This is a genomic window from Parasphingomonas puruogangriensis (assembly GCF_036663635.1).
Lineage (GTDB): Bacteria > Pseudomonadota > Alphaproteobacteria > Sphingomonadales > Sphingomonadaceae > Sphingomonas.
In genome coordinates this window covers 349,075-372,612 of sequence record NZ_JAXOJI010000004.1, presented here as the reverse complement: position 1 = coordinate 372,612, position 23,538 = coordinate 349,075, and the positions used below count along the sequence as shown (strand labels likewise).

The 23,538-nt window shown below is 65.6% G+C and carries 23 protein-coding genes; 6 read left to right on the top strand and 17 right to left on the bottom strand.

All coding sequences use genetic code 11. From position 1 onward, the window contains the following. Positions 1-118: 118 nt before the first annotated feature. Both serA and U1739_RS12840 read right to left on the bottom strand, forming a co-directional pair. Positions 119-1,696, bottom strand: coding sequence for a phosphoglycerate dehydrogenase (serA, locus tag U1739_RS12845; protein ID WP_332708637.1), 1,578 nt, complete (start codon positions 1,694-1,696; stop codon positions 119-121). Between the two features lie 134 nt (positions 1,697-1,830). Continuing rightward, positions 1,831-2,964 carry a phosphoserine transaminase gene (locus tag U1739_RS12840; protein WP_332708634.1) on the bottom strand — a complete coding sequence of 378 codons (1,134 nt, stop codon included), beginning with the start codon at positions 2,962-2,964 and terminating at the stop codon, positions 1,831-1,833. 181 nt (positions 2,965-3,145) lie between these two features. On the opposite strand from U1739_RS12840, the gene U1739_RS12835 reads away from it, so the two are divergent. Together U1739_RS12835 and U1739_RS12830 are read left to right on the top strand one after the other, a co-directional pair. Continuing rightward, the gene (locus tag U1739_RS12835; RefSeq protein ID WP_332708632.1) at positions 3,146-3,805 is read left to right on the top strand and encodes an extensin family protein; all 660 of its coding nucleotides are present in this window, start codon (positions 3,146-3,148) and stop codon (positions 3,803-3,805) included. A gap of 114 nt (positions 3,806-3,919) precedes the next feature. Then, the gene (locus tag U1739_RS12830; protein ID WP_332708630.1) at positions 3,920-4,825 is read left to right on the top strand and encodes an LOG family protein; all 906 of its coding nucleotides are present in this window, start codon (positions 3,920-3,922) and stop codon (positions 4,823-4,825) included. A 124-nt stretch (positions 4,826-4,949) separates the two neighbouring features. Here the strand turns inward: U1739_RS12830 and U1739_RS12825 are convergent, their stop codons facing one another. Next, positions 4,950-5,666, bottom strand: a complete 717-nt coding sequence (locus tag U1739_RS12825) for a c-type cytochrome (protein ID WP_332708628.1) — start codon at positions 5,664-5,666, stop codon at positions 4,950-4,952. 86 nt (positions 5,667-5,752) lie between these two features. Here U1739_RS12825 and U1739_RS12820 point away from each other — a divergent pair, with 86 nt between their 5' ends. After that, positions 5,753-6,643, top strand: a complete 891-nt coding sequence (locus tag U1739_RS12820) for a prephenate dehydratase (RefSeq protein WP_332708731.1) — start codon at positions 5,753-5,755, stop codon at positions 6,641-6,643. Positions 6,644-6,824: 181 nt separating this feature from the next. Here U1739_RS12820 and U1739_RS12815 read toward each other — a convergent pair whose 3' ends face one another. Continuing rightward, positions 6,825-8,114, bottom strand: a complete 1,290-nt coding sequence (locus U1739_RS12815; protein ID WP_332708626.1) for an OmpP1/FadL family transporter — start codon at positions 8,112-8,114, stop codon at positions 6,825-6,827. A gap of 46 nt (positions 8,115-8,160) precedes the next feature. Continuing rightward, positions 8,161-8,571 carry a DUF2147 domain-containing protein gene (locus U1739_RS12810; protein WP_332708624.1) on the bottom strand — a complete coding sequence of 137 codons (411 nt, stop codon included), beginning with the start codon at positions 8,569-8,571 and terminating at the stop codon, positions 8,161-8,163. A gap of 346 nt (positions 8,572-8,917) precedes the next feature. Here U1739_RS12810 and U1739_RS12805 point away from each other — a divergent pair, with 346 nt between their 5' ends. Beyond that, the gene (locus U1739_RS12805; RefSeq protein ID WP_332708621.1) at positions 8,918-9,367 is read left to right on the top strand and encodes a MerR family transcriptional regulator; all 450 of its coding nucleotides are present in this window, start codon (positions 8,918-8,920) and stop codon (positions 9,365-9,367) included. Between the two features lie 14 nt (positions 9,368-9,381). Continuing rightward, positions 9,382-11,784 (top strand): DUF4838 domain-containing protein, encoded by a 2,403-nt coding sequence (locus U1739_RS12800; RefSeq protein ID WP_332708619.1) that lies wholly within the window; start codon positions 9,382-9,384, stop codon positions 11,782-11,784. A 3-nt stretch (positions 11,785-11,787) separates the two neighbouring features. On the opposite strand, the gene tatC is transcribed toward U1739_RS12800, so the two are convergent. The 10 genes from tatC to U1739_RS12750 form a co-directional block, all read right to left on the bottom strand. After that, positions 11,788-12,570 (bottom strand): twin-arginine translocase subunit TatC, encoded by a 783-nt coding sequence (gene tatC, locus U1739_RS12795; protein ID WP_332708617.1) that lies wholly within the window; start codon positions 12,568-12,570, stop codon positions 11,788-11,790. Beyond that, the gene (gene tatB / locus U1739_RS12790; RefSeq protein ID WP_332708615.1) at positions 12,567-13,049 is read right to left on the bottom strand and encodes a Sec-independent protein translocase protein TatB; all 483 of its coding nucleotides are present in this window, start codon (positions 13,047-13,049) and stop codon (positions 12,567-12,569) included. The genes tatC and tatB overlap by 4 nt, the downstream gene beginning before the upstream one ends. Positions 13,050-13,180: 131 nt before the next feature. Beyond that, the gene (locus U1739_RS12785; RefSeq protein WP_332708613.1) at positions 13,181-13,432 is read right to left on the bottom strand and encodes a twin-arginine translocase TatA/TatE family subunit; all 252 of its coding nucleotides are present in this window, start codon (positions 13,430-13,432) and stop codon (positions 13,181-13,183) included. Positions 13,433-13,460: 28 nt separating this feature from the next. After that, positions 13,461-14,066 carry an SMC-Scp complex subunit ScpB gene (gene scpB, locus U1739_RS12780; protein WP_332708611.1) on the bottom strand — a complete coding sequence of 202 codons (606 nt, stop codon included), beginning with the start codon at positions 14,064-14,066 and terminating at the stop codon, positions 13,461-13,463. Next, positions 14,063-14,791 (bottom strand): segregation and condensation protein A, encoded by a 729-nt coding sequence (locus U1739_RS12775; protein WP_332708609.1) that lies wholly within the window; start codon positions 14,789-14,791, stop codon positions 14,063-14,065. Before U1739_RS12775 ends, scpB begins: the two co-directional genes overlap by 4 nt. 147 nt (positions 14,792-14,938) lie before the next feature. Further along, positions 14,939-15,946, bottom strand: a complete 1,008-nt coding sequence (locus tag U1739_RS12770) for a glycoside hydrolase family 3 N-terminal domain-containing protein (RefSeq protein WP_332708607.1) — start codon at positions 15,944-15,946, stop codon at positions 14,939-14,941. A 128-nt stretch (positions 15,947-16,074) separates the two neighbouring features. After that, a complete protein-coding gene (locus tag U1739_RS12765) occupies positions 16,075-16,806 on the bottom strand; it encodes an SPOR domain-containing protein (protein ID WP_332708605.1) in 732 nt (243 codons plus the stop codon). Between the two features lie 2 nt (positions 16,807-16,808). Then, on the bottom strand, positions 16,809-18,530 hold the full coding sequence (argS, locus tag U1739_RS12760; protein WP_332708603.1) for an arginine--tRNA ligase: 1,722 nt from the start codon (positions 18,528-18,530) through the stop codon (positions 16,809-16,811). A 115-nt stretch (positions 18,531-18,645) separates the two neighbouring features. Further along, positions 18,646-19,038, bottom strand: a complete 393-nt coding sequence (locus U1739_RS12755) for a hypothetical protein (protein WP_332708601.1) — start codon at positions 19,036-19,038, stop codon at positions 18,646-18,648. 102 nt (positions 19,039-19,140) lie between these two features. After that, entirely contained in the window at positions 19,141-19,401 is a 261-nt protein-coding gene (locus U1739_RS12750; RefSeq protein WP_332708599.1) for a DNA/RNA non-specific endonuclease, read from the bottom strand. A 95-nt stretch (positions 19,402-19,496) separates the two neighbouring features. Here U1739_RS12750 and U1739_RS12745 point away from each other — a divergent pair, with 95 nt between their 5' ends. Continuing rightward, positions 19,497-19,787, top strand: coding sequence for a hypothetical protein (locus tag U1739_RS12745; RefSeq protein WP_332708597.1), 291 nt, complete (start codon positions 19,497-19,499; stop codon positions 19,785-19,787). Between the two features lie 46 nt (positions 19,788-19,833). On the opposite strand, the gene U1739_RS12740 is transcribed toward U1739_RS12745, so the two are convergent. Together U1739_RS12740 and U1739_RS12735 are read right to left on the bottom strand one after the other, a co-directional pair. After that, on the bottom strand, positions 19,834-20,997 hold the full coding sequence (locus U1739_RS12740; RefSeq protein WP_332708595.1) for a deoxyguanosinetriphosphate triphosphohydrolase: 1,164 nt from the start codon (positions 20,995-20,997) through the stop codon (positions 19,834-19,836). 281 nt (positions 20,998-21,278) lie between these two features. Next, positions 21,279-23,492: an SPOR domain-containing protein gene (locus tag U1739_RS12735; RefSeq protein ID WP_332708593.1), complete on the bottom strand. Its 2,214-nt coding sequence runs from the start codon at positions 23,490-23,492 to the stop codon at positions 21,279-21,281. Positions 23,493-23,538 lie beyond the last annotated feature (46 nt).

The following is a 23,538-nucleotide window of genomic DNA, read 5'->3' as shown; positions in this document are numbered from 1 at the left end:
TGTTCCCTGGCGAAGGCCGGGGCCCAGCCGGGCAGGTCCAAGTTGGGAACGCTGCGCCCCTGCACTCCCGAGTCACTACTGGACCCCGGCCTGCGCCGGGGAACAGCAGAGAGCTAGCTCAGAAGCTCAAGCCCATTGCCGTGCGCACGCCAGCCAGCGCACGCACCTTGCCGAGCAACTCGGCGCTCACCGTCTCGTCGACCGACAGCAGCAATACCGCCTCGCCACCCGCCGAACGACGGCCGAGATGGAACGTCCCGATATTCACGCCCTCCTCGCCGAGCAACGAGCCGAGCCGCCCGATAAAGCCCGGCGCATCCTCGTTGACCACATACAGCATGTGGCCGGCGAGATCGGCCTCGACCTTGATTCCGAACAGTTCGACCAGCCGCGGCGCGGCATCGCCGAACAAGGTGCCCGCCACCGACCGTTCACCGGCATCGGTCTTCACCGAAACGCGCAACAGCGTGTGGTAATCGCCCTCGCGTTCGGTGCGCACTTCGCGCACTTCGATGCCGCGTTCCTTGGCTAAGAGCGGCGCGTTGACCATGTTGACCGTATCGGTCTGCGTGCGCAGGAAGCCCGCCAGCACGGCCGACACCATCGGCTTCTGGTTGAGCTCGGCCGCCGCACCCTCGCTATGGATCGAGATCCGCGCGATCGCGCCGTGCGTCAGCTGACCGACCAGCGAACCCAGTTTCTCGGCCAGCGCCATATACGGCTTGAGCCGCGGCGCTTCCTCGGCGGACAGCGACGGCACGTTGAGCGCGTTGGTCACGCCGCCCGACATCAGGTAATCGGCCATCTGCTCGGCGACCTGGATCGCGACATTGACCTGCGCTTCGCTGGTCGAGGCGCCAAGATGCGGCGTCGAGACGAAGTTGGGCGTGCCGAACAGGGGCGATTCCTTGGCCGGCTCGGATACGAACACGTCGAGCGCCGCGCCGCCGATATGGCCCGAATCGAGCCCCGCCTTGAGCGCGACCTCGTCGATCAACCCGCCGCGCGCGCAATTGATGATGCGCACGCCCGGCTTGGTCTTGGCCAGCGCCTCGGCCGACAGGATGTTGCGCGTCTGGTCGGTCAGCGGCGTGTGCAACGTGATGAAATCGGCGCGCGCGAGCAGATCGTCCAGCTCGACCTTCTCGATGCCGAGCTCCACTGCGCGCTCGGGCGACAGGAACGGATCGAACGCGACGACCTTCATTTTCAGGCCCAAAGCGCGATCGGCGACGATCGAGCCGATATTGCCCGCGCCGATCAGGCCCAGCGTTTTCGACGTCAGCTCGACGCCCATGAAGCGGTTCTTCTCCCACTTGCCGGCCTGCGTCGAGGCATCGGCCTCGGGCAGCTGGCGGGCGAGCGCGAACATCAGCGCGATGGCATGCTCGGCGGTGGTGATCGAATTGCCGAACGGCGTGTTCATCACGACCACGCCCTGCGCGCTTGCGGCAGGGATATCGACATTGTCGACGCCGATCCCGGCGCGGCCGATGACCTTCAGGTTGCGCGCCGCGGCGAGGATCGCCTTGGTCACCTTGGTGGAGGAGCGGATGGCGAGGCCGTCATAGTCGCCGATGATGGCGATCAGTTCGTCCGGCGTCTTGCCGGTGATCTCGTCGACCTCGACGCCACGCTCGCGGAAGATCTGCGCGGCTTTGGGATCCATCGAATCGCTGATGAGGACTTTTGGCATGATAGTGTTCCTTCTGCTCCCTCTCCCCGCTTGCGGGGAGAGGGTCGGGGAGAGGGGAAGTGGAAATTCGGGAGAGGTGGCGTTTGCGACTGCCCCTCTCCCCGGCCCTCTCCCCGGAGGGGAGAGGGAGAAGGTTAGGCGGCCATGACAGTCGCATAGGCCCAGTCGAGCCACGGCCCGAGCGCCTCGATATCCGCGGTATCGACGGTCGCGCCGCACCAGATACGCAAGCCCGCCGGCGCATCGCGGTACCCGGCAATGTCATACGCCGCGTCCGCCTTCTCCAGCAAAGCGGCGAACGCCTTGATCACGCCCTCGTCCGCCCCTTCGACCGTCAGGCACACGCTGGTCTTCGAGCGCGTCGCCGGGTCGGCCGCCAGATGACCCAGCCAGTCCCGCTCCGCGACGATCTTGTCCAAAGCCGCCGCATTGGCGTCGCTGCGCGCGATCAGCCCGTCCGCGCCGCCGACCGATTTGGCCCATTCCAACGCGACGATCGCATCCTCGACCGCCAGCATCGACGGCGTGTTGATCGTCTCGCCCTTGAACACGCCTTCGGTGAGCTTGCCCTTCGAGACCAGACGGAACACCTTGGGCAGCGGCCAAGCCGGCGTATAGCTTTCCAGCCGTTCGACCGCGCGTGGCCCCAGGATCAGCACGCCGTGGCCGCCTTCGCCGCCCAGCACCTTCTGCCAGCTGAACGTGGCGACATCGATCTTGTCCCAGTCGATATCATAGGCGAACACGCCCGAGGTCGCATCGGCAAAGCTCAGCCCCTCGCGGTCGGCCGGGATCCAGTCGGCATTGGGCACGCGCACGCCCGAGGTCGTGCCGTTCCAGGTGAACAGCACGTCGTTCGACCAATCGACCGCGGTGAGATCGGGTAGCTGGCCGTAATCGGCACGAATGACGGTAGGATCGATCTTGAGCTGCTTGACCGCATCGGTCACCCAGCCTTCGCCAAAGCTTTCCCAGGCCAGCGTGGTGACGGGCTTCGCGCCCAGCATCGTCCACATCGCCATCTCGAACGCGCCGGTATCCGAACCGGGGACGATGCCGAGGCGATGCGTATCGGGCAGTTTGAGCAATTCGCGCATCAGATCGATCGAGTAGGCCAGACGCGTCTTGCCGATCTTCGAGCGGTGCGAGCGACCGAGCACGTCGGTGGCCAATTTATCGGGGGACCAGCCGGGCGGTTTCGCACAAGGACCGGAAGAAAAGTACGGACGCGCCGGCTTGATCGCCGGAGCGGTAATAAGATCAGTCATTTAGTCTCTCCTCACAGAGAGCACGCGCGGCGTTGGGACCGCGTGGCCCGGCGCCGCTCCTAACGACTGGTCGATCGATGTCAAACGAAAGCCCGCTCGCTTGGTCGTGCCCATGCTCCACTCGTCTGAAACGCCGGCGGCGTTAGGCGGGGGTTAACCATGTAAGGGGGATAGCGTCGGGGTGAAGCGCATCGCCCTCCTTCTTGCCCTGCTGCTCGCCGCCTGCGGTGGCGGCGAGGATCGCCGCCCGCCGCCGCGCCCCGCGGCAGCCAAGCCGGTCACGCTTAACCTCCCCACCCCCAAGGAAACCCGCGCCTGCTTCGCCGACCTGTCGCGCGAAGGGATCCGCTTCTCAGCCTTGCCGGACCGGGATTATGGCGGTGGGTGCAGCCTGATCGGATCGGTGCAGCTGATCGACATCGGCCTGCCCGTCACCGGCATCAAGGGCATGCGCTGCGGCGTCGCGCGCGCCTTTGTCGGCTGGGCGCGCAACGCCATCGCCCCCGCCGCCCGCCAGATGCTGGGCAGCGACGTGGTGCGGGTCGAGACGATGGGCAGCTATGCCTGCCGCAACGTCGTCGGCCGCTCGGGCCGCCCGGCCAAGCTGTCGGGCCATGCCAGCGGCAATGCGGTCGACGTCTCCGCCTTCATCCTGCGCGATGGGCGACGCATCAGCATCGAAAAGGATTGGCGCTCGAGCGATCCGCAGGTCCGCGCCTTCCTGCAGACCATTCGCGGCTCGGCGTGCAAGCGCTTTGGCACCGTGCTCAGCCCGGATTATAATGCGGCGCATTACAACCATCTGCATCTCGAGGATGATCGCGCGAATTTTTGTCGGTAGGGCCCCTTCGTCACCCTGAACCGGGTCCGGGGTGACGAAAGCGTGACGGGCAGACGCCACCGCGGCACCACCCCGGGGCTTCAATCCCACTGCAAAACCCACTACGTGCTGCGGATGACTGATACACACGTACCCTCGCGCGTTTTTCCGCGCGCTCGCCAGGATGCCGAGACCGCCAGCGCCGGTGTCCATACCCCGCAAACCGAGAGCCCGAGCTTCCGCCTGGCCTTCCAGGACATGGATTTCCTGCTGCGCGAGGATCTCCGCCCGATCCGCTTCCAGCTCGAATTGCTCAAGCCCGAACTGATTCTGGACGAAGCCAAGATCGCCTCGACCTTTGTCATGTACGGCTCGGCGCGCATTCCCGAGCCGTCCAAGGCGCAAGCCTTGCTCGATCTGGCGCGCAATGCCGAGGGCAGCAGCGACCAGGCCATCCGCATCGCCGAGAGCCTGGTCGCCAAGTCGAAATATTACGATGTCGCGCGCGCGCTGGCCGCCAAGGTCAGCCAATGCCCGCTCGACGAGGCCGGCAAGCGTCACTTCGTGGTCTGCTCCGGCGGTGGCCCGTCGATCATGGAAGCGGCCAATCGCGGCGCGCATGATGCCGGGCAGGAATCGATCGGGCTCAACATCGTGTTGCCGCACGAACAGGCGCCGAATCCGTATGTCACGCCGGCGCTATCGATGCAGTTCCACTATTTCGCGCTGCGCAAGATGCACTTCCTGCTCCGCGCCCGCGCGCTGGCGGCGTTTCCGGGCGGGTTCGGCACGTTCGACGAGTTGTTCGAACTGCTCACGCTGATCCAGACCGGCAAGATCAAGCCGATCCCGGTTCTGCTGTTCGGCCGCGAATTCTGGAACCGCGTGGTGAATTTCGAGGCGTTGGTCGAAGAAGGCGTCATTTCCCCGCGCGATCTCGGGCTGTTCACCTTCGTCGAGACGGCGGATGAGGCGTGGGACGTGGTCCAGGCCTTCTACAGTGAGCCCAAGGCGGACGCAGAGGGCGTCGCCACGGCTTAACGCTGTTCCCCGGCGCCGGCCGGGGTACAGTTGAGATAATGCCCGTTATGTGGCGCAACACGTCTCACCGGCTGTTGCGGCACTGGACCCCGGCCTGCGCCGGGGAACAGCCTGGGCGTTGGCCTTACTTCTTCGCGTCTTCCTTCGCGCCCCGCACCGCCGCCGCCGGATCGACCGACGGCGCGCCGGTTGCCGGTGCCGCCTTGTTGGCGAGATCGTCGGTGGTCGGATCGGCCTTGCCGCCCGGATCGGCCGGCGCGCCCGCCGGGCCTTCGCTTGCCGGTGCCGGTCCTGGCGTCGGCGCAGCACCTGCTGCAGGCGCCGCTGGCAGCGGCAGGTTCGACCCCATCGAGTTCAGATACACGATGACATTGGCACGGTCCTGCCCGTTGCCGATGCCGGCAAAGGTCATCTTGGTGCCGGGGGCGAATTTACGCGGCGAGGTGAGCCAGGCGCTCATCGTCTCGAAATCCCATTTGCCGCCCTTGGACTTCAGCGCATCGGAGAACGCAAAGCCCGCTTTGCCCTGCGCGATGGCCTCGCCCATCGTGGCATACAGATTCGGCCCAATGCCGTTCGGCGCGCCCTGCGCGATGGTGTGGCAGGCTGCGCATTTTTTGAACACTTCCGCGCCTTTGGCCACGTCGGCCGTGGCCAGCAACGTCGCGATCGGCACTTCGACGGCGCCGGCAGCGCCGGTTTCCTCCGCCGCTTCGATCGGAAAACCGAATTTCTCTGGCGGACCGTCATGGAAAATCATGCCGCCGACGATCGACAGCCCCAGTGCCGCGCCGCAACCAGCCAGCACCCAGCCCGCGATCGTGTTCGTCCGATTGTCCATCCTCAGCCCCAACCTGTTCGCAAAAGTCGGTTTCCTTTAGATTCGCGTTGCCCGCACCGCAAGCGGCGCTTAAGCGCTCCGCCTTCATGGAAAATTTCGCTGCCCCCGCGCGCCCGATCGTGGCGCGGATGACACAGGATGCCGCCGCCGATCCGGCCCGCGCGGTCGCTTTCCAGGGTGCGCCCGGCGCCAACAGCCATGTCGCGGCGCGCGAAGCGTTTCCGAATGGTCTCCCCCTGCCCTGCTTCGATTTCGCCGATGCGATCGATGCGGTGCGCGAGGGGCGTGCCGATTGCGCGATCATTCCGATCGAGAATTCGCTCCACGGCCGCGTCGCCGACATGCATTTCCTGCTCCCCGAATCGGGGCTGGTGATCACCGGCGAGCATTTCCTTGGCATCAAGCATGCCCTGATGGGCGTCGGCACGCGCGATCAGGTGCGCGAGGCGATGAGCCACCCACAGGCGCTGGGCCAATGCCGGCACTGGCTGCGCGAGCACGATATCGCGCCGATCGCCTATCCCGATACGGCCGGCGCGGCGGCGGTGGTGGCCGAGCTCGGCGATCCCACGATCGCGGCGCTCGCCCCGCCGGGCGCCGCGGAAATTTACGGGCTCAACCTGCTCGCCGACGGGCTGGCCGATGCCGATCACAACACCACGCGCTTCGTCGTGTTGGCGCGCGCGGGGCACGCCGCGGTCGGTGATGGCCCGTGGATGACGACCTTGATGTTCGAGGTGAAGAACGTTCCCGCGGCGCTCTACAAGGCGATGGGCGGCTTCGCCACCAACGGCGTGAACATGACCAAGCTGGAAAGCTATCAGCGTGGCGGCACGTTCGCTGCGACCGAATTCTTCGCCGATGTCGAAGGGCGACCAGGCCAGCCGGGGTTCGACCGCGCGCTGGAGGAACTGGGCTTCCACTCGAAATGGCTGCGCCTGCTCGGCACCTACCGCCAGGCCCGCGCGCGGGGCTGAACGCTAGATTCAAACAACCAAACGCGCTTCCCCGGCGAAGGCCGGGGCCCAGTTGCGGAACGGAAGTGATCGGCGTTGCGCTTGGTTACATCAACCTTCGCGACTGGGCCCCGGCCTCCGCCGGGGGAGCGCCTCGGAGGGCGCGCGAAAAGGGGCGGAGTAACGCTCCGCCCCATCGTCGTCAGAACTTCACCCGGCCACCGAGCGACAGCACCACCGCGCTGGCATTCTCCAGCCGCCCGCTGGTCAGGATCGTCGATCCCGCAGCGATCGTCGCACGATCGATCGTCGTGTCGGCGAAGTCGACATAGTTCACGCCGGCATCGATGCCGATGCGCGGGGTCAGCTGATAGCTGCCGCCGGCCGCATAGACCCAGCGATTGGAGTCCGGCACGCGCGCATCGCGCTGGCCGTCCTGGGTCGGCGTCACGGCGCGCTTGACGCCGGCGCGGAACGTCGCCTTGGGGCTGATGGCATAATCGAAGCCACCGGCCAGGCTCCAGCTGTCGCGATAGCCTTCCGGGATCTGCAGGTTGACCGGCGCGCCGAGATCGATCGTGTCGAACTTGTCCCAGCTATACGCCACGACCTGCGCATTGAGCGTCAGCGCCTGCGTAGCGCGGAAGCGACCGGCGACAATCACCTGCCCCGGCGTGTTGAAGCGCGCCTTGACGCCCGAAATCGATTCGTTGCCCGCTGCCAACGCACCGACCAGCCCGGTTACGTTGAGATCGCCCTTCAGCGTATGCTGGATGCTCGATTTGTAGCTGATCCCGACGGTGGCGAAATCATTGTGCAGCTGCACGCCGGCGGTCCAGCCGAGATCCCAGCCATTGCCCTTCAGCTCCTGCCGGCCATCGGCCTGGGTGGCCAGGATGTTGGGCAGCGCGTTGCTGAGCGTCGCATCGGTATATTCGACGTTCAGTGCCCCGCCGACGCGCAGCCAATCGGTCACCACCACGCCGATCGACGGCTGGATGTCGATCGTCACCAGCTTGGTCTTGTCGGCGCTGTAGCGCGTCCAGCTATCGTCATCGTAATCGGTGGTGAAGCTGAACGGCGAGGTCACCGCCAGGCCGATGGCGACGCGGTCGTTGAGCCGGAACGCGAACGCCCCCGTCGGCACCACGCCCTTGTTGATCGGATCGCGCGCCGTACGGTTGCCGGTGATCGGCACGAAGCTCTGGCCCGGGCGGCGAATCACCGTGCCGGTATCGACCACATCGCCCTTGGGCAGCACGGCCGAGGCTGCGATGGTCGCTTCGCTCTCTTCGATCCCGGCGATCGCGGCCGGGTTCCACCACAGCGAATCGGGGCCGGTATCGGCGCCTTCGCCGGAGAAGGCGCGTCCCGCGCCGCGCGCCGACTGTTCTTCGAGATAGAAGGCATTGGCATGCGCCGTGCCCTGCAGGCCGAAAGCGGAGACGAGCGCGGTAGCGGCCAGCAGCGGGGCCTTGGTACGAAACGACATTGCGATAACTTTCACGATAGGGGAATCAGGTGGCGATGGACTGTGCTCAGCGCACGCGCGTCCAGGTCTGGGTCTTGCACAGCGGGAAGAACACGCAGCCGCGCAGCTTGAGCTGGCTGGCGCCGACCGGGGTGATCTTGCCGCTATAGGTCTTGCCGTCTTCGGCATTGTATACTTGGCCCGCACTCCACACGCCGTCGCCGTCATGCTTGAAGCCGCTGAGCATCTGCATGCCCTGGATCGGACGGCTGCGCAGCGTCGGCACGGCGTTCTTGCTATCCTTCATCGCCGGATTGGCGCGCAGCGCATCGGACGTGACGATCCGGCCGCAGATCGAGGCGCCGCAGCGGCTGATCTCGACGATGGCGTTATGGGTTTGCGTTTTCCAGCGGCCGAGCACGGTATCGGCCGCGCCGGGGGCGCCGGCCAGCAGTGCGGCGACGATCAATATCGACATGTCTTCCTCTCCCGCCCGCCGGATGCGGGCCTGTTTGGCCACGAAACTGCGTGCCTTCGCCGTATGATACGGTCTTTTCCACGTCCGCCGACTCGCATCTCATGCGCGAGCCAATTGACGTATACGGCATCTACTGTTTCCCGTAGAAATACTGGCGGACATGTCAACTGTCCCGCGACGATTTCGCGCCAGGGCGATTTGCCGGTCGTTGCAAGAAGCCGCTTTCCCGCGGCCTCGAAATACGCAACACTCGGTAACGAACGATGGGCGGCCACAAGTGATCCAAAAGGACCTTGGCCGTCGGCGCCGGCGCGATTGCTGGGCGATGTCGGTCGAGGGGGAGTGGATGACCGAGCAAGAGGACCTGACGGGTATCAATGACGTGGCCCGCATGCTGGACATCACGCCGCGCACCTTGCGGTTCTACGAAGATAAGGGGCTGATCACCCCGTGCCGGGTGGGTGCGATCCGGGTCTATACCAAGCGGCAGATCGCGCGGATGCAATTGATCCTGCGCGGCAAGCGCCTGGGTTTCAGCTTGCGCGACATCGAAGAATTCCTCGATCTCTACGATGCCGATCCGCAACATGTCGAACAGATGCGCGCGCTGGCCGAACGCTGCCGCCAGCGCATCGATCTGCTCGACCGCCAGCGCGAGGCAATCGCCGAAACGCTGGCCGAGCTCGAGACGATCGAGCGCCAGGCGCTGAACCGCATCCCCGCGCCGCGCCGCAAGCGCGCGGCGCGCGCGTCCGGCCGCGAAAGCGCGGCGTTTCACCCGAACGGCGGCCACTAGCCGGGCCGCGGCCGGTGCGCCCGATTGCCTTCGCGCAGTCCGGCGCGCACCACGCGCGGATGATCGATAAACGCTTGCTCATGGCAATCGCGCTGGCCGCAGCCGCCACCACCTCTCCCGCCGCGGCGCAATTGTTCATCCGCGACGGACGCCCCATCGCCCGCATCTATGTGCCAACCACACCGCCCCCCGCTCCCAGCAAGCGCCCGCCGCCCGAAGCGGCGCTGCTGACCGCGGTCAGGGAGCTCAATTATCATCTCGAAAAGATGTCCGGCACGCGGCTGGAGGTGGTCACGACCGACGATCCCGCCGCGGTGCGCGGCCCGGCGATCGTGCTCGGCACGCTGGCCACGGCGCTCGGCGCCAAGCCGAACAAAACCAGCGTATCGGGTGAAGGATTCCGATTGCGCACCCGCGGCGATCAATTGCTCATCGGCGGCCAAAGCGACGCAGCGGTATTGCTCGGCGTCTACGCGCTGCTCGAGCGGCTCGGCTGCGACTGGGTGATGCCGGGCGCGATCGGCGAGATCATTCCGGCCCGCAAGACGGTGTCGATCGCCACGCTCGACGTCGCCGAGGCGCCCGACTTCGCAATGCGTAAATTATGGTATCGCGGCGGCCGTCGTCTCGTCTCCGCCGACGAGAGCGCCCGCTTCCAGCAATGGTTGCGGCGCCAGATGGGCGGCAGCTACGAGCCCGTCGCCAACCAGACCGCGGGCCACGCTTGGGGCGGCTTCATCAAGCGACACCAGGTCGAATTCGATCGCGACCCGACGATGTACGCGCTGCGCCCCGATGCGGATGGCGTGCTCAAGCGGCTCGGCCCGCAGATCGAGACGACGCACCCGCTGGTCATCGCGCTAATGGTGCAGGACATCAAGGATCGTTTCGCCAAGCAAGGCTGGCCGACCGACAAAGCGGTCGGCTTCCCGATCGGCCCGGCCGATGGCCTGGGCTTTTCGCAATCCCCCGAATCGATCGCCGCCAGCGCCGGGCGGGTCGACGCCGCCGCCGGCCTGCCCGATCAGACCGACCTGATGGTGCTGTTCGCCAACCGCATCTTCGCCGCCCTGGGCAGTGCCTATCCCAATGTCCTGCTGGGCTATTATTCCTATTCCGCGCATGCCGATTATCCCGCGCGCTACACGCCCGATCCGCGACTGGTGCAGATTTTCGCGCCGATCAATTATTCGCGCTACCATTCCGTCGTCGATCCCAGTTCGCGCTCGCAGCCGGCCTATCGCCGCACGGTCGAGCAATGGGGCGCCCTGTCGCGCAAACAGGGCAATCCACTGTTGTATCGCGGTTATAACTGGAACCTGGCCGAGAACATGATGCCCTATGCCAAGCTGCGCATCTGGGGCGCGGAACTGCCTTTCTACAAGAGCATGGGGATCAGCGGGCTCAACGTCGAGGCGACCAAGGCGTGGGGCGTCAACGGGCCGAGCGACTGGCTGTTCATTAAACTCGCCTGGGATTCCTCGCGCGACTGGAAGGCGCTGCTGCACGACTATTGCGTGAAAAGCTTCGGCGCCGGCGCCGCGCCGATGGAAGCCTATTTTCTGCGCCTGACCGAGCGCCAGTACGCGGCCGGACAGGAAGCGGGATCCTATCACGCCATTCCGCTGATCTTCGACCGCGCCTTCATCGCCGCCGCCCGGCGCGACATGGCTCAGGCGGGGGCCCTGGCGCAGACCGCCGACCAGAAGACGCGGATCGGCTATGTCGCCGGCCCGATCGATATTCTCGACCGCTATCTCGATTATTACGCGGCCACGACACGCTTGGATTTCGCCGCCGCCAAGGCTGCGTACGAAGCGATCGGCGCCGCGTGGCACCAAGCGCATGCGCAGAATAGCGATCTCGCCGCCAAGGAAGCGCCGGAATATCTCGACCGCTTTGTCGGCCCCTTCGCCACCGAAGCCGCGCTCTATTCGAGCGCCCCCTATGCCATCGTCGCGCCATTGCCCGACACGCTACAGACCGCCTTCGCGACCGAGGCCGAAGGTCTGCGGCGCGGCTATGACCGCGCGGAGACCAACGAGGCCGGCTTCGCCCCGACCAAGACCTATTCCTTGACCTGGGATGCGCAACGCCTGGTTAAGCCGGACGGCGCGGTATGGTATCGCTATCGTTTCCAGGCGCCAGCGGCGGTGGCGGGCAAGACCGTGTCGCTGTTTCTCGGCAGCTTCGACGACACCGCCACTGTGTGGCTCAACGGCAAATTGGTCGGCACGAGCGGCCGCCAATTCTCCAAACCGGTAACCTTCGATCTGGCCGGCCAGATCAAACCCGGCAGCGAGAATCTGCTCGCCATCCATGTCGAGCGTTCCGCCGGCATCAGCGAGATCGGCATTGGCGGGCTGTTGCGCCCAAGCTTCCTGTTCAGCGGGCCAGCCTGGGTCGCCCCGAAATAGGCCTCAGACCGTCTCCGCGGATTCGGCCGCCACCTTGGCGCGCTTGCGCTCGGTGAACCAGATGCCGATCAACGCCAGTTCGTAGAGCAGGGTCAGCGGGATCGCGAGCAACAGCTGCGAGCCGATATCGGGCGGCGTCAGCACTGCGGCGATCGCAAACGCGCCGACGATGGCATAGCGCCGCGCGCTGATCAGTTGTTTGCGCGTCACGATCCCGGCGCGCTCGAGCAGCATCAGCAGCACCGGCAGCAGGAACGACAGGCCAAACGCGAACAGGAACTGCATCACGAAATCGAGATAATTGGCGACCGAGGGCAAAGCCTCCTGCTGGATCCCGCCAAGATCACCTTGATAGGAAAGCAGGAAATGCAGCGCCATTGGCACGGCGATGAAATAGGCCAGGCTCGCGCCCATCAGGAATAGCACCGGAGTCGCTAGCAGGAACGGCAGCAAGGCGCGCTTTTCCTGGCGGTACAGGCCCGGCGCGATGAATTGCCATAATTGGTTGGCGATCACGGGGAAGGCCGCCATCATGCCGGCGAAGAACGCCACCTTGATCTGGACGAAGAAAGCTTCGAAAATCTGCGTATAGATGATCTTGTTCTGCCCCGCCGCGACCAGCGGGTGGACCAGAAAGCTGAAGATCGGCCGCGAGAAATAGAAAGCGATGCCGAAGGTCAGCGCCAGCGCAATGGCGCAATATAGCAACCGGCGCCGCAATTCGATCAGGTGATCGAGCAATGGCGCGCGCGATGCGTCGATCTCGGTTTCGGGTACGTCGCTCACGATGCGGCTTTCGGCTTGCGCGGCTTCTTGGCCGGGACGGGCTCACCTTCGCCGGACTCGGCAGTGGCCACGGGACTAGCCGTATCCGGCAGCGCCATCTCGCCTTGCACCGGCGCGGGCAGCGCCGGCGGCGGTGGTGGATCGGGTGCAAAGGCTGGTTGTTCGACCATTACCGGCGCGGCCTCGCCATCGTCATGCTCGACTACCGCAGGAGTATCGCTGGCATGTGGCAGCATCGCCGGGGCGGGATGCTCGGCCATGATGCGAGCATTTTCCGCCGCCCACTTCTTCTCCATTTCCTCCAGCTCGGCCTCGCGGACCATACTGTCGAAACCGGAGCGGAACTGGCGCATCACGCTGCGCGCGCGACCGACCCAATAGCCCACGAAGCGCATCGCCTTGGGCAGATCCTTGGGGCCGATCACGACCAGCGCGACCAGCGCAACCAGCAGCAATTCGGTAGGCGCGACGTCGAACATTCGGTCACTCTATACGAAACCGTCACCCTGAACGCTTTCAGGGTCCAGGTGCGGTCATTGCCAAATCGAACGGCGTGGATGACTCATCCGCCCGCGCCGGGATGCTGACGCAAGTTCAGCAGCGGATCTGCTTACGGGCGCTCCTCGCGCAGCTTTTCGCCATCGCGGTCGAATGCCGGTTCGGCGGCCGGCGCAGCAGGCTTCGCGTCGATTCTCGACGGCGGCGTCACGGGACGCTCGTCTTCCTCGTCCGCCATGCCCTTCTTGAAGCTTTTCAGCCCCTTGGCGACATCGCCCATCATGTCGGAAAAACGGCCCTTGCCGAACAGCAGCATGACAAGCACACCGACGATCAGCCAGTGCCAGATACTAAGGCTACCCATAACAGAATCTCCTGATTTCGGCCCCCATCTAGTCCTGTTCGTCGATGCTTGCTACCTCCGTCTCATCGGCCTCTGATTGATTGCCCAATTGATCGAAAGCGAGGTCGACAGGATCGAGCAGGCCTGCCGCCCTGAGGTCGTCGAGCCCCGGCAGGTCGCGCCGACTGGCCAGCCCGAAATGCGCCAGGAAATCGGGCGTCGTGGCGTAAAGCAAGGGTCGGCCCGGCACTTCGCGCCGTCCCGCCGGGCGCACCCAGCCCGCCTCCATCAGTACGTCGATCGTGCCCTTGCTGATCTGCACGCCGCGGATCGCCTCGATTTCCGCGCGCGTCGCGGGTTCGTGATAGGCGATGATCGCCAGCGTCTCGATTCCCGCGCGGCTCAGCTTGCGCGGCTCCTCGCGATCGCGACGCAACAGATGCGCGAGATCGGGCGCGGTCTGGAAATGCCAGCGCTCGCCACGCCGCACCAGCTCCACGCCGCGCCCGGCATAGGTCGCCTGTACCGCATCCAGCGCAGCGCCGATGCCGCGCGCGCCGTTAAGATGCGTGGCGATCGCCTCGGCGGTCATCGGCTCCGTAGCGGCAAACAACACGGCTTCCACTGCACGCTGCAGATCGTCCGGCGCGCTCATGCCGGCGACCTAAGATACAATGGCGCGAACGGCGATTTCTGCCGCAACTCCACCCGCCCCTGCCGCGCCAACTCGAGCGCCGCGACGAAGCTCGAGGCAAGCGCGGACTTGCGGAACGCCCCGCTGGCAGTGTCCGGCAGGAAACTCTCGATCACCCCCCACTCGACCGTCATGCCGAGCAACCGCGACACCCGCTCAAGCGCCGCCTCCAGCGTCATCACATGCCGATCGGCGACGACGTGCATCACCGGCCGGGTGCGCGCGGTAATCCGGCCATAAGCGGCGATCAGGTCGTACAGTTCTGCCTGCCACAGCGATTTGCGCACCGTGCGCAGCCCTTCGGGGGCGCCGCGCGGAAACACGTCGCGCCCGATGCGATCGCGCGCCATCAACCGCGCACCGCCTTCGCGCATCGCATTGAGCCGTTCGAGCCGCAGTTGCAGGCGCAGCGCCAGTTCGTCGGGATCGGGCTCGACGGTCGGATCGCGCGGCAGCAGCAGCGCCGATTTGAGATAGGCCAGCCACGCCGCCATCACCAGATAGTCCGCCGCCAGTTCTAGCTTCAACGACTTCGCCTGCTCGACGAAGCGCAGATATTGATCGACCAGCGCGAGGATGGAAATCTCGCGCAGATCCACCTTCTGGTGTCGCGCCAGCCCGAGCAGCAGATCCAGCGGCCCTTCCCAGCCATCGATGTCGAGCGTGAGGGTGTCGTCGCTATCCATAAACGCAACGCTAGCAAATCCTCCCCGGAACAGGGAGGGGGACCAGCGAAGCTGGTGGAGGGGGTGGGCCGGCAGCGCAACCGTAGCGTTGCCGGCCCACCCCCTCCGTCATGCTGCGCATGCCACCTCCCCGTTCCGGGGAGGAATTCACGCCACCGCCAACAACGCATCCCGCTTGGCGATCAACGCCGCCAGATCCCCCTGCCCTCGCACGCCCGCAATCGTCGCCATCGCCCGGTCCAGCCGCGCGCGCGACACATCCGAGATCGGCGACAGCCGCGAGGCGATCTCCTCCATCTCGTCCATCCGCCCCCAGCAATCGAGCACCAGGTCGCAGCCTGCGGAGATCGCCCCAGCCGCCTTGTCGCCCGCGGTGCCGCTCAACGCCTTCATGTCGATATCATCGGTCATCAGCAGCCCGTCGAATCCGATGCGCTGGCGGATGATCTGCTCGATCACGATCGGCGACAAGGTCGCCGGCCGCTCGGCATCCCACGCCTCGAACACGATATGCGAGGTCATCCCCATCACCGCGCCCTTCAGCGCGATGAATGGCGCCAGATCGATTTCCAGCTCCGCGTCGGAGGCGGTGACGGTCGGCAGCAGCAGGTGCGAATCCACGCGGGCGCGCCCGTGTCCCGGCATATGCTTGACCACGCCGACCACGCCGCCGCGCTGCAGCCCGTCGAGCGTTGCACGCCCCATTGCCGCGACGCGCATCGGTTCACGCCCCAGCGCCCGGGCCGAAATCGCTTCGGTCGTGTCAGCCTGCGCGACGTCGAGCAGCGGCAGGCAGTCGACGGTGATGCCCACCTCGGCGAGCGTCAGCGCGATCGCCTCAGCATTGGCGCGCGCCGCCTCGATGCCGCTGATCGGCGCGGTCTCGTACAATTTGTCGAACGCCGGCCCGGCCGGGAACGCCGGCCATTCCGGCGGCTGCATCCGCGCCACGCGCCCGCCCTCCTGATCGATCAGGATGGCCAGATCGTCCCGCCCGGCGAGCGCCCGCAAATCGTCGGTCAGTGCGCGGACCTGCGCCCGCGTCGCGATATTGCGCTTGAACAGGATGTAGCCGGCCGGCTCCGCGGCGGCGAAGAAGGCGCGCTCGGCGGGCGTGAGGGTAAGGCCAGACAGGCCAAAGATGACGGGGATCATATGCCTGCACTTCTCCCCTCCCTGGAAGGGAGGGGTTGGGGGTGGGTTCGCCTCCGCAAATCCGGCGCTTGGGGAGAGCGACCCACCCCTAGCCCCTCCCTTCCAGGGAGGGGAATAGTTAGTTGTCGCTAGTCCTTCGCCACGAAGCAGGCCTCGCCCGCCACCTTGAGCTTGCCGCACAGCGCATTTGCCTGCCCTGCGCTGCCCGCATTGACGCGCAACCGGTACACTTTGCGCCCATTCACCTCGGCCTGCTGCACGGATTTACCCAGTGGCGCCAGATATTCGAAGCGCTTCGACGATTTGGTCCACGCGGCATTGGCCTCACCCTCGCTGGCGAACGACCCGAGCTGGACCAGTGCGCCGCCCGACGCGCCACCCGCGGCGGGTAGCTTGCCCGGCCCGGTCGGCGCTGCCGTCAGCTTGCCGCCGGAGACGGGCACAGCAACCACCGCTTTATCGGTGCCGGTGCCGCCGCTAGCCTTGCCGCTCGCCCTGGTGCCGACCATCGGCGCCTCGGGCACCGCCTCGACGTTGATCGTGGCATTGTTGGTCGCGCTCCCGTCGCTGGTAGCGATCGCGCTGTCGCCTTCGCCCTCCACGCGAAGCCCGCCGGGCTCGTCCGGCTTGGTCTTATACTCGCCGTCGGGCGCGGCGATCAGCTGACCATTGCCATCCGAGCCGCGCGCCTTTTGATAATATTGGTAACCGAAGATCGCCGCCGCGATCACCGCCAGCCCAATCGCCAGCAGCATGACGATGCGCGTGATGCTGGGGCCGTCACGGTAATCGTCGTCGACCGTCTCGAGCCAGGGCAGCCGATCCTCGTCGCGCGTATCATAATCGCTGGACGTCGCCATCGTCACATCTCCTGGACCGCCTGCACCCCCATGATGCCGAGCCCGTTGCGGATAACTTGCCCGATTGCGTCGGCCAAGAAAAGCCGCGCGCACGTTAATGCGGCATTATCCGCGATCAGGAAGCGGCGCGCGGGATCGTCTTTGCCGGCATTCCACAAGGCATGGAGCGATGCTGCCAAGTCATAGAGATAAAACGCAATCCGATGCGGCTCGCGCGCCAGTGCGGCGGTATCGACGACCCGCGGGAACTGCGCGGCGAGCTTCACCAGGGCCAATTCCTGTGTATCAAGCTGGGACAAATCGATCGACGCGCAGCCGATCCCGGCCTCCGCCACCTTGCGCTTGAGCGAGGCGATCCGGGCATGGGCATATTGCACATAGAAGACCGGATTGTCCTTCGACGCTTCCACCACCTTGGCGAAATCGAAATCCATCTGCGCATCGGCCTTGCGCGTCAGCATGGTGAAGCGGACGACATCCTTGCCAACCTCGTTGACCACATCGGCCAGCGTCACGAAATTGCCCGAGCGCTTCGACATTTTCACCGGCTCGCCGCCGCGCAGCAGACGCACCATCTGCACCAGCTTGACGTCGAACCGCGTCTTGCCGCCCGTCAACGCCTGCACCGCCGCGACGATGCGCTTGACCGTGCCGGCATGATCCGCACCCCAGATGTCGATCAGCGCGTCGGCCGATTGCGCCTTCTGATAGTGATAGGCGAGATCGGCGCCGAAATAGGTCCACGCGCCGCTCGACTTGCGGATCGGGCGATCCTGGTCGTCGCCGAACTGGGTCGAGCGGAACAAGGGCAGCACCACCGGCTCCCAATCCTCCAGCTCCTGCCCCTTGGGCGCCTCGAGCACGCCGTCATAGATCAGCCCGCGCGCGCGCAGCTCCTTCTCGGCTTCCTCGGGCTTGCCCGCCGCCTGCAGCTCCGCTTCCGACGAGAACAGGTCATGATGGATGCCGAGCAGCGCCAGATCCGCCTTGATCAGCACCAGCATCGCCGCCACCGCGCTCTTGCGGAACAGCACCAGCCACTGATCTTCCGGCGCATCGACATATTTGTCGCCAAATTCCTGCGCCAAGGCTTGCCCGACCGGCACGAGATAATCGCCCGGATACAGGCCTTCCGGGATCTCGATCGTCGCGCCCAATGCCTCGCGATACCGCAGGTGCACCGAGCGGGCGAGCGTATCGACCTGCCCACCGGCATCGTTGACATAATATTCGCGGATCACTGTGTTACCGGCGAATTCCAGCAGGCTGGCCAGCGCATCGCCGACCACCGCGCCGCGGCAATGCCCCATATGCATCGGCCCCGTCGGGTTGGCCGAGACATATTCGATATTCACCGTCGTCCCCCGCCCGCGCGCAGAGCGACCGTAATCGTCGCCGCCATCGGTGATCGCCGACAGCTCGGCACGCCACGTATCCTCGGTCAGCGAGAGATTGATAAAGCCCGGCCCGGCGACCGACACCGCCTCGACTTCGTCCAGTTCACCGAGCTTGGCCGCGATCTTCTCGGCCAGCGCACGCGGGTTGGTGCCGGCAGGCTTGGCCAGCACCATCGCGGCATTGGTCGCGAGATCGCCATGCGTCGTATCGCGCGGCGGCTCCACCGTCACGGCGGTGCGGTTGAGCCCCTCGGGCAGATCGCCCGCGGCAACGAGCGTATCGAGGATGGCATCGAGATGCGCGGCGAACCTGGTATAGAGCGTCATGGGTGTTTCCGAACCTGTAAGCGAGCGCGGGCCTTAGCGGATGGGCGCCGGGGACTCAAACGCTCGCCCAGAACGAGCGAATGGAAAGAGTGTAACCTATCGGAACGCAGCCGAGTTAAACGAAATCCTGTATGGACGGATACTGGACCTTCTTATTGCCGAATTTTTCCAAAAGCATTTTTTCTCGTCGCTCCACCTCGTCGTCGTCCCCCCAATCCTCGGGGTACTGGAAGCGCACATCGAATTTTTTTCCATCGGTAGTCAGAAGCAACGCGGCCCACTTTTTCCCCTCAACTGCCTTATACCAAAAATCGAGAACTCTCATCGCCAGATCATGGCTGCTATACAGATATTCTACGAAATCGCTTCGTTCTCTGAATATCGCAGTGCTTACTACGCCATCCTCTACTTCTGCATAGAGAAGTGCAGATGCGTCCTCCAACGATGCTTCCCGGACAACCATCCCACCGATTTCCGACAATAGATTACCGGCCTCGATCTCGTTCATTATTTCACTCCACCCTGATTTGGGGATCTCCGCAAAAAACTACGCCCGTTGATCGAATAGAAGACTTCAAGCACACTGGTCGCATTGATAATTCTCGATAATTTACCTTGATGCGTATATCACTTTCTTGCCCAAATTCGTATTATTCTGCCACAAATTCTCCAAGGCAAAGTATGCGCTGCGGTTGAAATTTCCGTCTCGAGCAAAATGATTAAACGTCTCGGTGGGCCCCCTAAAACGCCGACAAACATAATGCCCGCCCTGATCGCCGGGCAGGCGATCGCCGCCGCCTGCTTTCGCTTGCGCCGGATGCACGATTGCATTTCGTGCATCCGCATTCGCGTTCTTTGCGATTGGGTTCATGCTGCACTGCAATATGATCGCCTCAACAAGCAACGACACGACCGCAGGACAGGGTGCTGGATCCGGCTTTCGACCCAATCGAAAGGACCAGACAGATGAACAAGTTCCTCACCGCCGCTCTGCTCGCCGCCATCGCCATCCCCGCCGTCGCCTCGGCCGAAGACGCGCCCAAGCGCAGTTTCACACGCGATGGCGAGACCTTCATCTACACCTCGGTCGACCAGGGCGATAAGACCGTCCTGTCGGGTCGCGCCTATCCGTCGGGCCGCGATTTCTCGCTGACCGTTCGTGGCAACCATGTGCGTGGCTTCTCGGGTGGCGTGCCCGTGTCGTTCAAGACCGCCTCGGCCAAGACCGGCGGCTCCACCACGCTGGCGTCGCGCTGATCCCTCGCATCGCCGGCCGGTCGATCAACGACCGGCCGGCGACGCGTCAGAATCCTTCGGGCAGATCGACCGGGCCGACCACCTCGCGATAGCGCGTCACCGCATAGCGATCGGTCATCCCGGCGATGAAATCGGCGATGTGCCGGCTGCGGTCGGGCTCCTCGACCGGCACACGCCCCGACCAATCCCCCGGCATTGCCGCCGGATCCGCGCGATACGCCGCGAACAACCCTGCCACCACCTCATGTGCCGCCTGCGCCGCCTCCAGCTGGCGCGGGTGATGATACAGGTTCGCATACATGAAGCGTTTCAGGTCGCGTTCGCTGTCGCGCATCGCGGCGGAAAAGCCGACCATCTGCCCCGCCAGCCGCACGTCCGCCGCGGTCTCGATCCGTGCCGCCGCCAGCCGCGTCTCGGTCTCGGCGATGACATCGTTGACCATGCGCCCGATCTGGCTGCGGATCAGTTCGCCGACCAACCGTTCGGGCGCAAGATCGGCATTGCGCGTGCAGGTCGCCGCCCAGCCTTCCGCCACCACCGGCACGGCCATGATCTGCTCCATGCTGAGCAATCCGGCGCGCAGGCCATCGTCGATGTCGTGATTATCGTACGCGATATCGTCGGCGATCGCCGCGACCTGCGCCTCCAGGCTGGGCCAACGCGTCAATTCGAGCGGAAACGCCGCATCCGCTGCGGCCAGCGCCCAGCCGGGTGCATGGATCGGCCCGTTATGCTTGGCCAGCCCTTCCAGCGTCTCCCAGGTCAGATTGAGCCCCGACCAGCGCGGATACGGCGAATCGATGATCATCAGCGCGCGCAGCGTGTTGCCGTTATGATCGAACCCGCCATGGCCGGCTAACGCCGCTTCCAGCGCATCCTCGCCGGCATGGCCGAACGGCGGATGGCCGATATCATGCGCCAGGCACAAAGCTTCGGTGAGATCCTCGTTGAGCCCCAGCGCCCGGGCGATCGTGCGGCCGATCTGCGCGACCTCCAGGCTGTGGGTCAGGCGCACGCGGAAATGATCGCCGTCGGGCGACAGGAACACCTGTGTCTTGTGGCGAAGCCGACGGAAGCTGATCGAATGGACGATACGGTCGCGATCGCGCTGGAAGACGTCGCGTGGACCGCGAATGGTCTCGCTATGCTCGCGATGCAGGCGCCCGCGGCTCGCCGCCGGATCGGACGCCCATGGCGCGAACCGGTTCAACTGCCCTGTCTGCGTATCACGCCATTCCACCAAAATTCGTCACTCCGAGCTTGTTCGGGGGTCCACCGCCCGCAAACCCTACCGCCGGTGCACATGCGGCACCCACGCCGCCGGAACAAGTCGGCGAGTATTTCTCAGCAAAAGTACCACTCAAGCGAAAGCCGGGGCCCAGTCGCGCAACGGCGATGATCGTGCGTTGCGACCTGTTACAGCGGCCATCGCGACGGGGCCCCGGCCTTCGCCGGGTAAGCACTGCTGTATAGCGGATAGCTAGTGGCCGATCACTTCCCCGCCAATTTCGACACCTTCTGCCCGGCCTCGCTGGTGAAGGTAAACGCCGATAGCCCCTCCTTGGACAGCGCGTTGACGAACGAGCGCGCTTCCGCATCGGTCTTGAACGGGCCGGCCAGCACGCGGTTGGTGGCGCGCAGCGGCGTCGTCCAGCCGGCCTTGCCCTTGAATGCAAGCGGCGCCTTGGTGCGCAGCCGCGCCCATTCCTTCGGGAGATCCCCCTCGTTCGCTCCGCCCGACACCTGCACCCACACGCGCGCCGGCTCGAGCAATTTGGGGTCGTTCTTCTTCTTGAGCTCTTCCGCCTTCTTGGCCTCGGCCAATTTCTTCGCGTCGGCGAGCTTCTTGGCCTCGGCCACCTTCTTGGTCTCCGCCGCCTTCTTGGCGTCGGCAAGCTTCTTGTCGGCCAGCCGCTTGGTTTCGGCCAGCGCCTTGTCGTTTGCTAGCCGATCCGCCGCGCGCGCATCGGCCATCGCGGCCGACGGCGTTGGCGCGCGCACGACGGCGACCGGCGCCACCACGCTCGCCGACGCCACCTGTACCGGCTGCGGCACGGGCTCGACCGGGGCGACATCCAACTCGGAGCCAGGAACGGTGATATTGGCGATGATCTTGGCCAGGATCGAATCCTCGCCCTTGGCCGGGCCGGGCACTGGCGGCAGGATCTCCGGCGATACGGCGGCAACCTCGACCGGCACCGGTGCAGGCGTCGCAGCCGCCGCGACGGGCGCGGGCGCCGGTGTGACGGCAGCGACCACGGTGGCGGGTGACGGCGTGACGGCGGCAGGTGATGGCAGCGTTGCTAGCGGTACCGTCGCCGCCGCGGTGATCTGTACGGGCGCTGGGGTCGGGCCGGCGGCAACCACCACCGGTGTCGGCGTCACCACCTGTGCGATGCTCGCCGCGGGCGGCACCGCGCGTACCGGCGTTTCGACAGCCGGTATTACGGGAACTGGTGTACGTGTCGCCGGCGCGGCCCGATAGAGATCAGGCGTGGCGCGCACCGGCGTCACATCGGCTCGACGCACAGGCTCGGCCGGCCGGCTCGCGCTCGGCACGACGGTAGCGACGCTGGCTGCGGCGACCGTGGATCCGGGAGTGGAAGGCGGCCGATACGTCGGCAACTGGCTGACCGCCGCCCGATAGGACGGCGCCACGGCCACTGGCGGACGATAGGCCGGCGGCGCGGACGCCACTTGATAGGCAGGTATCTGCGGGGCTGGCGCCTGGTACGCCGGCGGTTGTGGCAACGGCACCGGCGGCTGTACGCTCGCCACCTGGATCCGGTTTCTCTGCTGTTTCTCGCGCTTTTCCCGATCACGGCGGGTTTTGCGATCTTCCTTCACCGGCCGGACCGGAAGGCTCACCGCCGCCATCGCGATCGACCGCCCCGGTTCAGGCTGTAAGATCGGTAGCCGCGGCGTCATCCGCGCATCGGCCAGCCGTTGCGGCGTCGGCCGCACCTCGCCGAAATGCACCGCAAAGGCGCGATCCACCGGCGACAAGGTCGGCAGTCGCGCAAAGAACGGCTGCAGTCCCTGCCCCAATCCGCCCGGCATCATGCTCGCGGCGATCCGTTCCGCGCCCTTGCTGTCGCCGGTCATCGCCAGGATGAACGCGCGCGTGCGCCACGCGCCACGATCGCTGCGCCGCAGCAGCGGATCGATCACCTGCAACGCCTCGTCGCGCTTGCCGGAAATACCCAGCGACAGCGCGTAGCGGCGCAACGTCTCGTCTGCCGGGCCATCCCGCAGCGCCAGCCGATAATCGCGTTGCGCGCGCTCCTGCTCGCCGATCAGATCGTAGGCCAAACCGCGATCGGCGGCGAAGCGCCGTACGTCGCCACGCAACGCTTCGGCCTCCGCGAACAGCCGCAGCGCTTCGCCCGGCCGCCCGGCCTGCACCGCGATCATCCCGCGGCCGGCCTTGATGCGCGGATTGCTCGGATCGATCCGCTCGGCGCGCGCGAAGAAGCCCGCCGCGGCGGTCGCATCGTCGAGCTTGAGCGTCAATTCGCCCGCCCGCACCATCGCGTTGATATCGCCGGGATTGGCCGCCAGCGTGCGCATTTCATTGGCCAGCGCATCGGCATCCGGCGTCGCCGGCTGCACAAATACGGTCTGCGCGACTGCCCCCGGACTCGCCACCCCCAGGGGCAGCGCGGCAACGGCAATGGCCAAGCGGGAAAAGCGCGAACGGGTCATCGGAAAGTCAGCTAGACGCCAGCGCAGGTGAACCGGCAATGGCCAA

Coding starts and splice junctions, on each gene's coding strand:
- U1739_RS12775 (WP_332708609.1), bottom strand. CDS start 14,791: ATGGATAGCGACGACACCCTCACGCTCGACATCGATGGCTGGGAAGGG.
- U1739_RS12840 (WP_332708634.1), bottom strand. CDS start 2,964: ATGACTGATCTTATTACCGCTCCGGCGATCAAGCCGGCGCGTCCGTAC.
- U1739_RS12805 (WP_332708621.1), top strand. CDS start 8,918: ATGACCGAGCAAGAGGACCTGACGGGTATCAATGACGTGGCCCGCATG.
- argS (WP_332708603.1), bottom strand. CDS start 18,530: ATGACGCTCTATACCAGGTTCGCCGCGCATCTCGATGCCATCCTCGAT.
- serA (WP_332708637.1), bottom strand. CDS start 1,696: ATGCCAAAAGTCCTCATCAGCGATTCGATGGATCCCAAAGCCGCGCAG.
- U1739_RS12825 (WP_332708628.1), bottom strand. CDS start 5,666: ATGGACAATCGGACGAACACGATCGCGGGCTGGGTGCTGGCTGGTTGC.
- U1739_RS12770 (WP_332708607.1), bottom strand. CDS start 15,946: ATGATCCCCGTCATCTTTGGCCTGTCTGGCCTTACCCTCACGCCCGCC.
- U1739_RS12815 (WP_332708626.1), bottom strand. CDS start 8,114: ATGTCGTTTCGTACCAAGGCCCCGCTGCTGGCCGCTACCGCGCTCGTC.
- U1739_RS12785 (WP_332708613.1), bottom strand. CDS start 13,432: ATGGGTAGCCTTAGTATCTGGCACTGGCTGATCGTCGGTGTGCTTGTC.
- scpB (WP_332708611.1), bottom strand. CDS start 14,066: ATGAGCGCGCCGGACGATCTGCAGCGTGCAGTGGAAGCCGTGTTGTTT.
- U1739_RS12820 (WP_332708731.1), top strand. CDS start 5,753: ATGGAAAATTTCGCTGCCCCCGCGCGCCCGATCGTGGCGCGGATGACA.
- tatB (WP_332708615.1), bottom strand. CDS start 13,049: ATGTTCGACGTCGCGCCTACCGAATTGCTGCTGGTTGCGCTGGTCGCG.
- U1739_RS12750 (WP_332708599.1), bottom strand. CDS start 19,401: ATGAACCCAATCGCAAAGAACGCGAATGCGGATGCACGAAATGCAATC.
- U1739_RS12755 (WP_332708601.1), bottom strand. CDS start 19,038: ATGAACGAGATCGAGGCCGGTAATCTATTGTCGGAAATCGGTGGGATG.
- U1739_RS12745 (WP_332708597.1), top strand. CDS start 19,497: ATGAACAAGTTCCTCACCGCCGCTCTGCTCGCCGCCATCGCCATCCCC.
- U1739_RS12810 (WP_332708624.1), bottom strand. CDS start 8,571: ATGTCGATATTGATCGTCGCCGCACTGCTGGCCGGCGCCCCCGGCGCG.
- U1739_RS12765 (WP_332708605.1), bottom strand. CDS start 16,806: ATGGCGACGTCCAGCGATTATGATACGCGCGACGAGGATCGGCTGCCC.
- U1739_RS12735 (WP_332708593.1), bottom strand. CDS start 23,492: ATGACCCGTTCGCGCTTTTCCCGCTTGGCCATTGCCGTTGCCGCGCTG.
- U1739_RS12830 (WP_332708630.1), top strand. CDS start 3,920: ATGACTGATACACACGTACCCTCGCGCGTTTTTCCGCGCGCTCGCCAG.